Genomic DNA, 15,544 nt, shown 5'->3' with positions numbered 1-15,544 from the left:
TATCCCCTTCTCTCACCTAAGCGACAGCATTCTTATCTGTGTCATTATTAACAGTGCCACCTTGATAAATAGTGAAATCACATAATTGACCATCAACGATTTGAATATTACGTTGAGCACGTCGTGCTAATTCAGGATCATGTGTGACCATAACTATGGTAGTTCCTTGCTTATTAATGTTTTCTAGCAGCTCCATCACTTGCTTTGCCATCAAGCTGTCTAAATTACCGGTTGGTTCATCTGCCAGTAAAAATTTAGGCTCGCCAGCTAATGCTCTGGCAATCGCAACACGTTGCTGTTGACCACCGGACAATTGAGAAGGTAAATGCTTCATGCGAGCCGATAAACCAACGGTTTCCAGTGCATGTTCAATTTTTTGTTTACGTTCTTTATTACTAAAACCTCGATATCTAAGTGGTACATCAACATTTTCATAAAGATTTAAGTCAGGGATCAAGTTAAACCCTTGGAAGATAAAGCCTATTTTTTCATTGCGTAAGCGAGATAACTCACGATCTGATAAGCCAACAATGCTTTGCCCGTCTAATTGATAATCTCCTGACGAAATATTTTCCAATAATCCTGCAATATTTAGAAAGGTGGTTTTCCCTGAGCCAGACGGGCCAGTAACAGCAACAAATTCTCCTTCTGCAACAGATAAGTTGAATTCTCGCAACGCGTGAGTTTGTACTTGCTCTGTTTGATAAACTTTATTAATACCTGACATAACTAACATAATGCTCTCCTTACAATAATTTTTTTTAATTTGTGGTTAATAAAGCAAGACACGCGCTTTATCATCGAAGATATCAAGATTTGAAATCACTAAGGTATCTCCCTCTTCCACACCACTTAATAGTTCAATATGACTCATACTTGTTGCGCCACTTTTTATGGTGATTCGCTCTGCGGTGTCTTGGTTTACCAGATAGCCCATTGTGCCTGCACCACTTTGATAAAATTGGCCACGACGCACCATTAGTACATCTTGTTTTTGTTCTAAAATAATACGACCACTCACCCGCTGATTTTGTCTTAAGCCCGCCCCTTGAGTGTCATCCATTCTCACTCTTGCGCTCACTTGACTACCGATCACTTCAGGTGAAATCGACGCTAACTTGCCATACAAGGTTTTACCCGACATGCTTACTTCAACAGTCATGCCTAGACCGAGTTCATCAGCGTATGCCTCAGGAACTTGTAACTCAGCCTCATACGCTGAAAGATCGACGATCATCATCAGCGAATCATTGTTATTAACTTTGGCTTTTTGCTCGACTAACCAGTTACCGACAATGCCGCTAACCGGAGAAATAATCACTAACTCATCAACCTTACGTTGTAATTCAGCTAAGCGTTGTTGCTGCGCTTTTAACTCTAACGCTTTGTCTTCAACTTCAAATGCCAAGGTATCAATTGCCAGCTTAGCTTCTTGTTCGGCATGACGTGTGCGAAGGCGAGACTTTGACAACTCATCTTGAGCTTTTTCAAAGTCAATTTGACTAATGATATTTCGTTTAATCGATTGATTGGCTCGGCGAGCTTCGCGCTCAGCCGCCGCTAAATCAACTTTAGCTATCTCAAGTTTCTGTTGATATTCCAGTTGCTTACGACGAGAGGATAGCTTTTCTCTATTGAGTGCAGACTGTAACTGTTGCACTAATGTTTTTTGCTGATTTAATGTTGCCATAAGTTGTGGACTATCAATCAAAGCCACTTTTTCGCCTTGCTCAACGGTATCACCTGGCTTAGCAAATAAGGTGACCAATCCTGGCTCTGGGCTATACAAAACAGGCGCATTGGCTGCGACAATCTTACCCGAAGAAACAATATCTCTAAGTAAGTCGCCACGCTCAACTGTTGCTAATTTTAACTGTGCTTTTGCCACACTCACGTCATTACTTAACCAAGAGCTTGTTGCCTGCCACGTAACCGCAATAGCTAAAACACTGACAGCCATTATGACGCTTCTTTTCAGCCAAGAGGTTTTCTTGTTAATCATCAATGTGTCTTGTTGACCAGTATCTCGGATCATCTTTGTTTCCTTTTCTTCGATATAACCAACAACAGCAGTTTACATACCAAAAATTTAACCTACTGATAAAAAAGAGAATTAATCAAAAACACACAAAAGAAAAAGTGTCCGCGGACACCTATTTACAGCCAAAAGATCATCATTATCGGACAGTGGACACTTTCGAAAATTAGAATAAAAGACCAAGCAATATCAATTAAAGTCATTAATTGCTATAACAACAAAAAATCATGGTGATAATGTCAGCTTTTGCTGCCGATGAACTGTTAATCAACTCGATATAAAGCGAATCAATGAAATGAACATACTCATTCTCTCCAACAAAGATATTGCCAGTAACTATGCGTTAAACTTGTTGCTTCCTCAACTTAAGCAAGATCATGACTTGCACCTGTGGTTATCTGAAAAAGTAGGAAAAAACAACAAACAACCCAAGCAGCTAGTGCAATTAAAGTTTTTTGAACAAAATTTATTCAACCAACTTTTAGCACCATTAATGAACGCTAGTAACATCACTAAATTTACTGATTTTGAAGGTTTCAACACTTTTTTAAAAGCTAAAGTAAGAGAGGAAAATAACATCAATGGCAGTGCAAGCATTCAACGAATAAAACAAATAGCCCCTGATCTCATTATTTCAATTCGTTATGGCGGAATTTTGCGAGAAGCATGTATTAACATTCCCACTAAGGGAGTCATTAACCTACACTCTGGCATATTACCTAAGTACCGAGGTGTAATGGCAACCTTCTGGGCAATGCTTAATGGCGAGCCAAACATCGGCACGACATTACATACCATTGATGATGGCTCAATTGATACGGGTAAAATAATTAAAGTGTCTAAAATCCCCATCAAACATGGACAATCATACTTGCAGCATACACTTGAGCTGTATCAACAGGGCGTTGAAGATATTATTGACGCAACAAACACCCTTAGCAGCAACGACAAACTATCAACCACCCCACAAGCGCAAACTAATAGCTACTTTACCTTTCCAAGTGCTGAAGATTTAGTTCAATTTGAGCAAAAAGGCTTAACCTTAGTTAATGAACAAGCCTATTTAGATTTTATCCGTGATACCTATTTTGCTGCTAACCATTAAATTTATAACCCTACAGTTTGATTAAGCAATGATTTTACTCGATAAATGCTAAGCAAAGCACAATGGATATGATAAAATCCCCTCTATTACATGATAACGATAAGAGACTCCTATTATGAGCAGAACCGTATTTTGCCAAAAATTACAAAAAGAAGCCGAAGGCTTAAGATTTCAACTTTATCCCGGTGACGTTGGCAAACGAATTTTCGATAATATTTCGCAAGAAGCATGGAGTGATTGGCAGAAAAAACAAACCATGTTAATTAACGAACACAAAATGAATATGATGAACCCAGATGATCGCGCCATCTTAGAAAAAAACATGGTTGACTATTTATTTAATAATATCGAACCCAAAATTGAAGGATATGTTCCTGAAAATAAATAATCGACAGGACGATTAAATCAAAGTGGCGTATTAATAAACACTTTTTTAGTCAGTGAAGACTGAATTCACTTTTTTATTGTTGTAAGCAACATAGTTTAACTAAATTAGCTTGTACACTTTATATACTGAACAACACATAAATATTGTCGATTAGCGTTATAAAGCAGCAATAAGTTGAAAAAAGCGTCAAACAAAAACTTTTTTAAAAAAAAGTGTTGACCTTGATAACGAAAAACAGTTTAATACGCCCCGTCTTCAAGACAAGGCAAACAAAGCCAAATCTGTGAGACTTTCCAAGTAACTCAATCGGTAGAGCCACTTGGAACTGATTTGAAAATCCCTAGATGGTTTTCAAATAAAACCGAAATTGCCCAGATAGCTCAGTCGGTAGAGCAGAGGATTGAAAATCCTCGTGTCGGTGGTTCGATTCCGCCTCTGGGCACCATTATTTTGAACTAGTGTTTATGTTACTCAACAAAACATTAATTCGGTGCCAAGGTAAACATTCAATAGAATACATTACCGCACACAAAGCTTTGTGTGCCGACTTAGCTCAGTTGGTAGAGCAACTGACTTGTAATCAGTAGGTCGCCAGTTCGACTCCGGCAGTCGGCACCATTTATCAGATAAGCCCAGTATTCGCTGGGCTTTTTTGTATCTATCGCATGTGTAGTTTCTTACCCATATATCAGTTACACCACTAACCTGTTAAACACCACAATATCTGCATCCTATTCCAAAATAATTTATCAATTTTGAAATGAAAATCGTTATTTTTTTTGAATAATTTTATTCGAAGCTACATCAAATTCATAAGATAGATGAGGAATATTTTCAGTTAAGTTGACTACTTTCAACTTAACCATTAGATTTGATTACCTTATTTATCGAATATCGTTTACAGGGATGTGATGAAAGCAACTTACCTAATATTGGCCTCTTTACTAGTAACATTTAGCCACTCACTAAAAGCTGCCCAATGGGAAATAGAAAAAAGGGTTGAACCTAAATACCCAATAAAGGCTGTAAAAAATGGCTTAGAAGGATGTGTCAGAATGCAGTTTTTTATAAACTCTGATGGTAAGCCTATATATGTTGAGCCAATCAAAAGTTCAAACCCTAAATTGTTCGATGGTGCAGCAGTTAAAGCTTTATCGAAGTGGCGATATAAACCTTCGGAAAGTAATCATAATAAAACTCCAGAACGGCAAACTGTGGAATTAAGCTTTTCAATGTCATCAATCTCTGATGTTAATCATAGTTGTGATGCTCCAATGACGGCTGAATCCAATGATATTGATATATTTCGTCAAGATCGCTTATCGATGCCTATAGATGCTAGAAATCTTCAGTCTTGGAAAGATTCTGTTGCAAAAATTGTAGGGGTATTATCAGATGATGAAATTCGTCACTTTGTTCAAAGTTTTACTTCACTAATCTCTATACAAATAGGCTCAAAAAAAGATAAGTTAGAAGCATTCCTTACTATTGTTAATGGCTTAGATTATTTTCAGCTCATGGAATTAGCTGATATTAAGCCAATCAAAAATGACTCTTTAACTGAGAAAGAAAGTGACCTTGCTGTTGATCCAACCAAATATCCATTGATAAATATGAAGCAATTTTTTCATACATGGGAAATTAGTGATTTGGCAATTAGTATAGAGTCTAATTTATATAAAGAAATATCGTATCAATTATTAAAAGTTGAGCTTTTAATTAAAAGTGATGGAACAGCTAAATTACTTAGTACGTGTAGAAAAGTAAGTGATGAAATGAAACTAGCATTAGAAGAATCAATATCTGATTGGCAAATCACGAAAAAAGTTAAATCACCAAAAACGGTTAGATTCATTTATGGTGTTCCTGCGCCTGCAGAAGATGGTGCGTATGTACATTGTGATGACGATTGGCATCAGTAACGCTTTCACTTGAAATGCGAAACTAACTTCCCTTTCCCCCTGCTCCCCCGAGCCACTTCGAAAGTAAGGGAGGAACGAGGCACCATTTATCAGATCAGCCCAGCATTAGCTGGGCTTTTTTGTATCTATTCTAAAAAAGTGCTTGGCTAAATTCTCAATCAATTTTCATTTATACCAATATTTTCTCTAGCCTGCACTATTCGTGGTTTATACGTTAGCTTGTTATTTATTTCGTGTTATTGATAGGCACAATTTCCAGCCTAATTTAAACAAACCCCATTAGGGCGAATTGGGTATTAGGGTGAAATCATCAAGATAAACGAATATTTCAGGTAATTTTTACAGGACAAAAAGGATTTAATCCGTTACTTGGATTTAATTCGGTATTCCCTACTCCGCACTAAGTTTGTAGTAGAGAGCGCGGTGTTTTGATAATTAGGGTAAATTATCTACTGGTGTAAATTTCCGAACTGGCTATTAGCACTAATAAAATCAGTTAGTTGGGTATCTGCCTTTAATAAAAATCACCTTCATTAATCCTCATAAATCATATAACCTTATGCTTTCTAATATTAACAAGGAATGGTTATGAACAACATTGAGTCTCTTATTCCACAAAGAAAACACCTTATTTTCGACATTCTTCAAGGACTAGACTTTGATATGGCTGATTGGTCTGACTCACTAAAATCGGATAGCCCTCCTAGTTCAAATCCCAAGTACTGTTTTAATTGGTCCTTTATCCGTGAAGACAACCAGTTAATTGTTCTTAATCTATGGCATGAAGAACTTGTTGAATCGAACGGAATAATATTTCAGGAACATAAATTTAAAGAGTTTGCAGCAATAACGTCAGAAAAAAAACGACGAAATAGGGCTTTAGCAATTGATCAAGCTTGTCGTACTGCTTATCAACAAAATATTCCTGTCCGAGTAGTAATCTGCAAAGGTGATATAGCAAATGGTAAGGTTCATAAAAGAGAATTGGACAATGAAGTGTGGGCAATTACAGGTTACGACCTAGTTAGTGGTGCAACCATAATACAACGTGGCGTAAACCCTACTAATAAAATATTAATCGATCAATTTGATTTAGACCGTTCTAATAGCACACCAATTCAATATGAAAGAAACGGGGTCACTTATGTACGTTCCAGCTTTGTAAGGCATAAAGTTCTAATGAGAGCTAATGGGAACTGTGAATTTTGTGGCAAGCAAGGGTTCACAACTAATAATGGCGACAACTATTTAGAAACCCATCATATAACACCACTCGCAGAAAATGGGCCAGACAGTATTAAGAATGTTATTGCTCTTTGTTCAGAGGATCATAGAAAAGCGCATTTTGAAAAAAATACGCTTCTTACTAGAGAAAATCTATACTCAATAGTTAAACAAAATATAGAAAAACAACTGGTAAAAGTAGTTTCTCAGCAACTACTTTGTGAAACTTAACTTTTAACATTAATTCAAATAGTTATTAATAGTCATTTAAAAATTTAATGTAATTAGATAAGCCATCTAAATCTGGAAAAATCGTGCCTTGATGCACACCGTATTTGATCAATTTGTCCATGAAATACTGTTTACGATTAGATGGTATTTTTATCTTAGTTATTTTACTAGTTTCCAATTTCATGTCTTTAGATGGATGAATCGTAAACATTCCAGATTGTGCAGTGACTCTCTTAGTATTATGTGATGGAAAAATAGCGATAATATCCTCTAATTTGGATAAATCTACGTCCTCTTCTTTTTTAAAGTCACCTATATCATAAATATAAACAGCCGCATCATCCTCACTTAAGCTCTGAACAGCAAAAAAGCATGCAACTAGAGGACTTAAACTCCAATCTAGTAATCTTGTTGGCAATCCGTGATGCTGTCCAATAATCAACCATTCTAGTTCGCTTTGGGGCACATTAGGTAAATGCGCTTTTGCATGAGTTTTAAAGACCCACATAAGATTCCTTTCCCTGAGGTCTGCATTTTCGACTTCAGAATGCCTAAAAAGAGAAGGCAACAAAGGATATTCATGATTAGACACCCCTCGACATAAAGCTGATTTACTGAAAGGCTCAATTGCTTTATCAAACTCTGCGAAAGTCTTTACTACTATTAAATTATCACCTTCTCTGAATTGAGTTAAATCAGAAGTTATCTTTTTAGAATCTTCATTTCTAAAAGCTAAAAAAACATCTGCTATCAGCTTTGCCCTTCTCAAAGCCCCATATAACTCTGAAGGATTTTGATTTACATAATACCTTTCACATAAGTTAGCCAAACTATTATTTTGGTCAGGATGCCTTTCATTACCAATACTTAGAATATCAACATAATCATTATCGAAACTGATGTTACCTGTAGCTGAACACGCCCCAAACTCTTGATGGATAAAAGGTAAAACATGAGTAGCATTATATAAAATGATCTCGTCATGTCCGATATACTCTATGAGCTCTTGAGCTATATCGTGGAATGTAGGCTTATCCAGCAAAAACTCAGGAGTTAAGCCACAGACATCAATCCAACTTTCTTCAATTGATACAGGAGAATTAAGATAAACATGGAAGTAACGTTCTGTCACAATACCATCAATGACTTCAGCACAGCCAATTTCAACAATTCGATTATTATCTGAAAATTTTGGTCCTGTCGTCTCTACTGATATTGCAACTAATCTCATAGCTTATGATTGAACGTTAAATAACTTACTGAGTAGTATATGATTTTACTGTCAGCCTAACAAGATAACGTGTACACCATGATTCCTACTTTAGATTAATATGAGTGAAGTGTTATAGTGTTAATTAATCATTAAATCTATCAATCACTGCTTTCATTTTCTCAGCTACCTTATTTTGCTCAAGGTGTGCATAGCGCATGGTAGTAGCAATGTTGGTATGCCCTAAAATGTGAGCAGTTTCCTGAACCTTCATACCATTTTGCACTTATCTACTTGCACAAGTATGGCGAAAATCATGTACTCGAAAATCTTCAATACCAGCATTTTCAATAGCACGGCGAATAGCAATTGTGGAGTGCTTACGCGGATTATTGCCTGATTTATCGGTGAATATCCATTTCTGATGTACCTTAAGCTGTGTTAATCCGTTCAAGCCTGAGCTATTTTGCCTGAAAAGTTGACTAGTTTTGTCCTAGCTATTCTTTTTTACTCGTCCTTATACTACAGCGAATAATCGAGAATAATAATACTAAAGGTAGTGCATATGTCGATGTCAACTCCACAAGATCAAAACCGTTCAAACAAGAACTTTAACCTTAGCTCAGTAGCGCTTGTCATTAGCGCGCTATTGTCAGGCAATATACACGCACAAGAGCAACAACAGCAAAAAGAAGAAAAAGAGAACAAGATTGAGCGCATTAGTGTCACCGCAACTCGCCATAGTGAGAATCTGCAAGAAGTTCCAATTGCTGTCACTGCAATATCTGCCGCCGAATTAGAAAAAATGCAAATACACGATTTAGGGGATCTTGAATCAAATGTACCCAACCTTAATTTGCATTCAGGGGATGCTTCTAACGCGGTTATTTACATTCGCGGTGTAGGGCAAATTGATTCAATTTCATTTAACGATCCTGGCGTGGGTGTTTATCTCGACGATGTTTATTTAGGCCGCGTTCAAGGTTCCTTTTTAGACGTGATAGACCCAGAACAAATCGAAGTATTACGTGGCCCACAAGGTACGCTTTACGGTCGCAATACCATAGGTGGTGCCGTACGTTTTACCAGTGCTAAACCAACCCATGATAACAGCGGATATATTAACCTTAATGCTGGAAACTATAACGCTCTAGGCATAAAAGCCAGTGTTAATGGTAGTTTGATTGACGATGTATTAGCAGGTCGTTTTGCGATAGCAAAAAGCAACCGAGATGGCTTTAGTAAAAACTTGCATGACAACAGCGATGACTTTGATAAAGACACACTCACTTGGCGCGGTAGTTTGCTATATCAGCCAAGCGATAACTTTTCAGCCTACTTAGTAGCAGACGGCTCTGAAGGTTCACCTTCTGCCTCTCGCACGCCGCATCGTGAAACCCCAATCTACTCGGTAGTTAAAGGGGATTATTACCCAGCCGCAGAAGACCCATTTAAAGTCGATGTTACCTATAATGATTTAGAAAGCCTGAAAACTTCTGGTATCGCCCTCACACTTGAATATATCTCAGGCAATTCAGTGTTTAAGTCCATTACAGCCAAGCGAGAAATGGAATACCGCACGCATTTAGATTTAGATGCCACCCCTGACGAATCTTTTGGTATTTATAACTTTGAAGATCAAAACCAGTTAAGCCAAGAGTTTCAATGGTTATACAAAGACGATACCTTTTCTATCGCTTCAGGTCTGTATTACTTTAACGAGGAAGATCTCAGTTTAGGTGGCGCAATTGCACCTGATTTTTTCGTAATGTTAGCACCTGAATTTTATTTCCCATGGCCGGTAATTAATGCGGGGCAGCGTGATCAAGAAAATACCAGCTCAGCCGCTTATGCCAATATTTCATGGTCAGTCACAGACAAGCTAGGTTTAACACTAGGTGCACGCTACACCATAGAAGAAAAAGAAGTCACCTCTAAAGGGGAAGAATTTTTCGGCACTGGCATCACCACAGCTGAAGAAATGGAAGCGGCATTTGATACTGGCATTGGCTACAACCCAACAGGTTATAGCGCCTCTGAAAAGTGGAAAGAATTTACGCCAAAATTTGTCTTAGACTACAAGCTTTCAGAAGACACTATGATATATGCCTCTGCGGGTAAAGGCTTTAAGAGTGGTGGTTTTAATGGCCGTATCACTTCATTTGCACAACCCTTTGAGCCAGAAACAATGTTGAGTTATGAAGTCGGTTCTAAGTCTTTACTTAACAACCAAAACATTCGCTTAAACATGGCAGCATTTTATAACGACTACAAAAACTTTCAGTTAAGTCGTTTCTCAATTGACCCTGACACGGGTGCATTTTTATCATTATTTGAAAATGCCGGTAAAGCAACAATTTACGGTGCAGAAATGGAGCTTGAAGCCGTCGCATCAAACAACTTAACCCTTAACTTCAACCTTGGTTATCTCGGTGGTGGTTACGATAAGTTCATTGGTGATTTTGAAATGGAAGTTAGTGATGAGCGTGAACTGGTCAATTCCCCAAAATGGAACGGTCGCGCCAGCTTTGAATACTTCTTTAGTAACTTCACCAGTGGTGAATTATCGCTACGTGGTAGCGCAGCGTTTCGCAGCAAAACTTACCTAACGGTAAGCAGCTCTGAAGTACTGGCGCAATCAAGCTATACCTTATTGGATATGTCACTTAATTACCTCTCAGAAGAAGGCAACTGGGGCGTGAGTCTTTATGGTAAAAACTTATCAGATGAACGATACCGTCAACATGGTTTTGATCTAAGTGCATCACCAGGCGTGCAATTAGGTTATTACGGTGCACCGAGAACTTTTGGCGTTAACGTTAATTATAAGTTTTAATCATGATGTTAGATAAACAAACCAAAGCGTTATTAGACAGTTTCGCCGAGCAATCTACAGATATTCACGATATTGAAATATCTGTAGAAACTTCCCGCGAAGGTGCCAGAGCAATGTTTTTAGGCTTAGCAGGGGAAGTTGATAGTCAATGTACTAGCGATGACATGGTCATTGAACACGGTGGTACTGAAGTCAAACTTCGTTGCTATCGTCCTGCACAAGCCAGCCCAGGATTAACACCCGCAGTGGTGTTTATCCATGGCGGCGGATGGTCACTGGGTGATGTTGAGTGTTACGACAGCCTCGTCAGAGATTTATGTCAGCAATCAGGGGCGATCTTTTTCAGTGTTGATTATGCGTTAGCGCCAGAAAATAAATTTCCCTGTGCGCTACACCAAGTGATTGGCGTGGTGAACTGGCTCAAAGCGAATCATCAGCAGTTTGACATTGCTCCTGAAAAAATTGCCTTAATGGGCGATAGTGCGGGTGGTAACTTAGCACTTGCCGCTGCCAATAAATTACATCAGCAGCAAACTGACCTCCTTGCCAATTTGTATTTAATTTATCCTGTGGTTGATTCCTTCTCACCTCACGATACCTATGCTTCACGCCTTAAATATGGCGATGGTAATTTTTTATTAACTAAAGAAGCGATAAAAGACACCTGTGATTGGTATCTTCAGCAAGATCAAAGCGCTAAAGATCCCGATGTTTCTCCTTTGTTTATTAACGATATGAAGCATTTACCTGCTACCAGTATGGTACTGGCCGGTTGTGATCCTTTATACGATGAAGGGCTATTACTGGCAAACAAAATGAAACAAGCAGGCATATTAAAGACGTTAACTTGTTATGAAAATACCATTCATGCGTTTTTCTCTTTTGCTGTATTGGATGTTTGTCGTTTAGCTCGGCAACAGTTAGCAAATCAATTAAGGCACGATTTATTTCACTAACTTCACAAAAAGAGCGTAAAGAGAATATAACAAACATAAATACCATTAAGTGACCATAGTACTAAAGTACCAATCAAGGTAGTTGATCTTGTCAGTTAATACTGGTTAACTGACTTTAGGTTCGGCTTTATTGGTTATTCAGGTATTAATGTTTCATTGTGCCATTATATCGTCTTGTTATATTCAACTGCTGCAACAAACGCTTGCAGCAGCGAATTTAACTTTTGATACTGTTGCCAAGCAGTTAGCGATTGATAAAAGCATTGATGACATCAACGTCATTGAGTTTATTAGGGTGATGGAACACTGCGCAATAGAACTGAGTGATGAAAGCCTACACCTTTGTAATAAAAAGTTACTGCCCGGCACCAATGACTTCGTGCTAAAAAGTTTGCACCACTGTCAAACCATTGAACAACTTTTACAAGAAATAGCTCGCGCTTATAATTTTATTCATGGCGGTGCATACAACTATTGTGAAGTATCAAACTCCCAGTTGCGCTACATCGTTGACGACAGTACATTTGAATATGCATCAACAGCTGATACTTTGTTATCACACTGCATGTTAGACAGTATGCTTGTTTTAATTCATGGCATTACCAGTTATTTAACCAGCGATGATACCAAGCTCAATTTGCTGCAGGTGAATACGAAAAGTAATAATGAGTCACTGCTTAACTCAATAATGACCAATGTTCCGGTTAAATTTGAGGAGAAGCATTACAGTCTCATTTATACCATTGATAAGCATTCGAACTTACTTAATCAAGACAAGTTAAAGCATTTAAATCTTACCTTAATTTACAGTTATCTCTCTAAGATGCTGAATCAGCAACAAGCGATAGACAATCATGCATCCATTTTAGATCAAGTACGTAATGAGCTTCATGCCGGTACCCTGTGCCAAGAAAAAATGGCAGATAAGTTAAATATCAGCACCGCAACATTGAGGCGGCGACTAGCAGAATATCAAATAAGTTTCAGAGAACTTAAAAATAATGAGCTAAATAAACAAGCCAAGGCGCGCTTAATGCAGGGAAGTAGCCTCTACGATATCTCTGATGCATTACAGTTTTCTGATGAACGCAGTTTTATCAGAGCGTTTAAATCATGGAATGGCATCACACCGATGCAATTTATTAATCAGCAAAATTCAGAAAATCTTAATACTTTTAAGTAAGCACTTACTCAGCATTACTCTCTTTTCATACTTATCATCAGGCATAATAACACCATGAACTATTTAACGCAGTTCACAACTTCACTGCGATAAGGTTTCAATCGTCACAAGACTTTCGATACCTGTCTGACTAACAGCAGAAACCGCTATTTTCTCAAGTATGACGTGAACAGGCTCATCTTTACCTTCTTGAACCAGTTCAATGTTAACCGGCAATGCAATACTATTATTCTGGCTAGCGAGTACCCGATAACGCCATTGACTTCCATATTGGCTATAAACTACATAGTGACTAAGCTCTTCAATATCGTCATTATCAATTTCAACAATAACTTGCTCATTTTCAAGTAAAGTAAATGAGGGCGCATCTGGCACTTCATCATCTAACCAGCTAGAGGCAGGCACTAATGCTTGAGTACTAAATGAAGCCGTTGTTAATCGTTTGGTCATTGGAGGATTATCTAAAATTCCCCCAATATGCCAGAAAATTTGACCCGTGTTATCTTCTAGCAATGCACGGTTGATCATAATTTGGTTTTGCACTTCATCCACTGCGCGCTCTGTTTTGGCATCATGAGTGCGGATCCCAGGCCAAATATGACGCTGTAAAGTGTTTTGTTTTTGCCACCAGTTTAATAGCATTGGGTAACTCTGCCCTTCTTGACTAATACGCCAATATAACTGAGGAGAAAAATAGTCGAGCCATCCCTCTTGTAACCAAAGACGTGCATCTGCATACAGCTTGTCGTACTGATCAAAACCTTCAATCCACTTTGGCTCCCCTGGTCGCCAAATGCCAAATGGGCTAATACCAAGTTTTACTTCAGGTTTAACTGATTTAACCACATGATACAATTCTTTGACAAAACGATTGACATGACTTCGCCGCCAATCTTGTTTCGACAGCTCACCGCCAGTGGCTAAATATTGTTGATAACTAGCTTGATCCGGAAAGGATTTGTTTGGGTGGTATGAAGGGTAAGGATAAAAGTAATCATCCATGTGTAACCCGTCGATGTTGTATCGTTCAGTGATGTCTTTGGCAACGGCAAGCGAATGTTCAATACTTTTCGGGTGGCTGGGATCTAGCCAATAGTAGCCACTGTCTAACGCAACCACCGCACCTGATAAGGTATTCACCAGCGAATGCTCACTAATTTCACCGCCTTCAACATGATGTACACGATAAGGGTTGATCCATGCATGAAGCTCAATGCCTCGTTGATGAGCTTCATTTATCCAAAAAGCTAATGGATCATAATAAGGGCTAGGTGCTTTGCCCTGCTCTCCGGACAAATAATACGACCAAGGTTCTAACTCACTTTCATAAAGCGCATCACCTTGCGGCCTGACTTGTAAAATCACTGCATTAAAATTGTGTTGCACTAACGCATCAAGCAGAGTTTTCGCTTGCTCTTGCTGCTCAGCAACCGAGACATCAGGCGTACTTGGCCAGTTAATATTAGCAACTGTTGCAACCCAAGCAGCGCGAAACTCTCTCCGTATCTCTATAGGCGGCTCAAAAGTAGCTTTAGGCCAGCTTAAGACAATAACTAGCACCAGCATAATGGCACAAACTATAAACGGTTGTGGATAGGCTCTTATGTAGTGAATCGTCAGCTGTTTAACCGTATTTAACCTTACTTTCATTTTTACTGATTCGTGTTTTTATATTCTTCAATGGATGCGTTAAGTAATTTAGCTTTGGCTGTTTTACTGGGTAATGCGGCGGCAACTTGTTCGAACTTTGCAATATTTTGCGCATTTAACACAGCGCCTATTTCTTTGGCTACCGTGCGAGCGACATAGAAACTCCCGGTTTGTAAGGTTTGGATCAACATAGCTTCATAACGTTCTCTTTGCTGAGGATAATCGGCTAATACCGCCATTGCTTTCATCATCACCTTAGGATCATAACTTTCAACTAAGCTGGTAATTAAGCTATCCGCATTTGCTTGGTTAACAGGCTGTGATGCCATCATTTCAATCGCTTGCATTTGTACGCGCCCTAACGGACTGACTAAATACTTGCCTGTGATATTTGCTAATGCTTGGTCAAACACTTGCTCTTTTTCATGATGTGCTTGTAGTTGCTTCAAGGTATCAACCAGCATTGCCTCTTGCTCAAACATTGATTGTTTCGGATCATTTTCATTGTATTGACACAAGCCATTAGTTTCACAGTTTTCAATTTGCTCTAATTTAACTAACAATTTATCACGCTGTTGGTAAAACTCAGCGTTATTAGGCTTTGCTGTGATCCCTTTTAGTGTTTGCTCATCGTCATTGGTTTTAGATAGAACTTGCGACTGTTGTTTATTGTCATCCTCAATATGCGCTTCGTGTGTATTTGACGGTTTTATTTGTGGTGTATCAGAGCTTATCAGTAAACGATTAGCTAGCACCGCAGCTAAAACAAAGACAATTGCAATGATCAGCTGTTTTGCCATT

At 38.4% G+C, this 15,544-nt stretch carries 14 protein-coding genes and 2 tRNA genes; 9 read left to right on the top strand and 7 right to left on the bottom strand.

Going from position 1 to position 15,544, the window contains the following annotated elements:
* Positions 1-16: 16 nt before the first annotated feature.
* Both IV514_RS04390 and IV514_RS04385 read right to left on the bottom strand, forming a co-directional pair.
* Entirely contained in the window at positions 17-736 is a 720-nt protein-coding gene (locus IV514_RS04390; RefSeq protein WP_206483672.1) for an ABC transporter ATP-binding protein, read from the bottom strand.
* A gap of 36 nt (positions 737-772) precedes the next feature.
* Positions 773-2,035 (bottom strand): HlyD family efflux transporter periplasmic adaptor subunit, encoded by a 1,263-nt coding sequence (locus IV514_RS04385; protein WP_206483671.1) that lies wholly within the window; start codon positions 2,033-2,035, stop codon positions 773-775.
* Between the two features lie 298 nt (positions 2,036-2,333).
* On the opposite strand from IV514_RS04385, the gene IV514_RS04380 reads away from it, so the two are divergent.
* From IV514_RS04380 to IV514_RS04355, 6 genes are all read left to right on the top strand, one after another.
* Complete coding sequence (locus IV514_RS04380) at positions 2,334-3,143, top strand: formyl transferase (protein ID WP_206483670.1); 810 nt, start codon at positions 2,334-2,336, stop codon at positions 3,141-3,143.
* 115 nt (positions 3,144-3,258) lie between these two features.
* The gene (locus IV514_RS04375) at positions 3,259-3,531 is read left to right on the top strand and encodes an oxidative damage protection protein (protein ID WP_206483669.1); all 273 of its coding nucleotides are present in this window, start codon (positions 3,259-3,261) and stop codon (positions 3,529-3,531) included.
* A gap of 369 nt (positions 3,532-3,900) precedes the next feature.
* Positions 3,901-3,976, top strand: a tRNA-Phe gene (locus IV514_RS04370).
* A 97-nt stretch (positions 3,977-4,073) separates the two neighbouring features.
* Positions 4,074-4,149 (top strand) — tRNA-Thr (locus IV514_RS04365).
* A 293-nt stretch (positions 4,150-4,442) separates the two neighbouring features.
* Positions 4,443-5,453 (top strand): energy transducer TonB, encoded by a 1,011-nt coding sequence (locus tag IV514_RS04360; protein ID WP_206483668.1) that lies wholly within the window; start codon positions 4,443-4,445, stop codon positions 5,451-5,453.
* Between the two features lie 588 nt (positions 5,454-6,041).
* Positions 6,042-6,908 (top strand): HNH endonuclease, encoded by an 867-nt coding sequence (locus IV514_RS04355; protein WP_206483667.1) that lies wholly within the window; start codon positions 6,042-6,044, stop codon positions 6,906-6,908.
* Between the two features lie 25 nt (positions 6,909-6,933).
* On the opposite strand, the gene IV514_RS04350 is transcribed toward IV514_RS04355, so the two are convergent.
* From IV514_RS04350 to IV514_RS04345, 3 genes are all read right to left on the bottom strand, one after another.
* Entirely contained in the window at positions 6,934-8,139 is a 1,206-nt protein-coding gene (locus IV514_RS04350; RefSeq protein ID WP_206483666.1) for an FRG domain-containing protein, read from the bottom strand.
* Between the two features lie 124 nt (positions 8,140-8,263).
* Positions 8,264-8,392, bottom strand: coding sequence for a hypothetical protein (locus IV514_RS17600; protein WP_277601487.1), 129 nt, complete (start codon positions 8,390-8,392; stop codon positions 8,264-8,266).
* A 12-nt stretch (positions 8,393-8,404) separates the two neighbouring features.
* Complete coding sequence (locus tag IV514_RS04345; protein ID WP_206483665.1) at positions 8,405-8,572, bottom strand: hypothetical protein; 168 nt, start codon at positions 8,570-8,572, stop codon at positions 8,405-8,407.
* 111 nt (positions 8,573-8,683) lie between these two features.
* On the opposite strand from IV514_RS04345, the gene IV514_RS04340 reads away from it, so the two are divergent.
* The 3 genes from IV514_RS04340 to IV514_RS04330 all read left to right on the top strand — a co-directional run bounded on the left by IV514_RS04340 (position 8,684) and on the right by IV514_RS04330 (position 13,093).
* On the top strand, positions 8,684-10,954 hold the full coding sequence (locus IV514_RS04340) for a TonB-dependent receptor (RefSeq protein WP_241242168.1): 2,271 nt from the start codon (positions 8,684-8,686) through the stop codon (positions 10,952-10,954).
* Positions 10,955-10,956: 2 nt separating this feature from the next.
* On the top strand, positions 10,957-11,910 hold the full coding sequence (locus tag IV514_RS04335) for an alpha/beta hydrolase (RefSeq protein ID WP_206483664.1): 954 nt from the start codon (positions 10,957-10,959) through the stop codon (positions 11,908-11,910).
* A 148-nt stretch (positions 11,911-12,058) separates the two neighbouring features.
* Positions 12,059-13,093 carry a helix-turn-helix domain-containing protein gene (locus tag IV514_RS04330; protein ID WP_206483663.1) on the top strand — a complete coding sequence of 345 codons (1,035 nt, stop codon included), beginning with the start codon at positions 12,059-12,061 and terminating at the stop codon, positions 13,091-13,093.
* Positions 13,094-13,174: 81 nt separating this feature from the next.
* Here the strand turns inward: IV514_RS04330 and IV514_RS04325 are convergent, their stop codons facing one another.
* Together IV514_RS04325 and IV514_RS04320 are read right to left on the bottom strand one after the other, a co-directional pair.
* Positions 13,175-14,743 carry a family 10 glycosylhydrolase gene (locus IV514_RS04325; RefSeq protein WP_206483662.1) on the bottom strand — a complete coding sequence of 523 codons (1,569 nt, stop codon included), beginning with the start codon at positions 14,741-14,743 and terminating at the stop codon, positions 13,175-13,177.
* Positions 14,744-14,745: 2 nt separating this feature from the next.
* On the bottom strand, positions 14,746-15,543 hold the full coding sequence (locus IV514_RS04320) for a hypothetical protein (RefSeq protein WP_206483661.1): 798 nt from the start codon (positions 15,541-15,543) through the stop codon (positions 14,746-14,748).
* Position 15,544: the final 1 nt, after the last annotated feature.

Origin of the sequence: Thalassotalea sp. G2M2-11, from assembly GCF_017168195.1 — a bacterium.
GTDB lineage: Bacteria > Pseudomonadota > Gammaproteobacteria > Enterobacterales > Alteromonadaceae > Thalassotalea_E.
The sequence above is the reverse complement of the archived record's forward strand: the minus strand, read 5'-3'. Positions and strand labels throughout refer to the sequence as shown.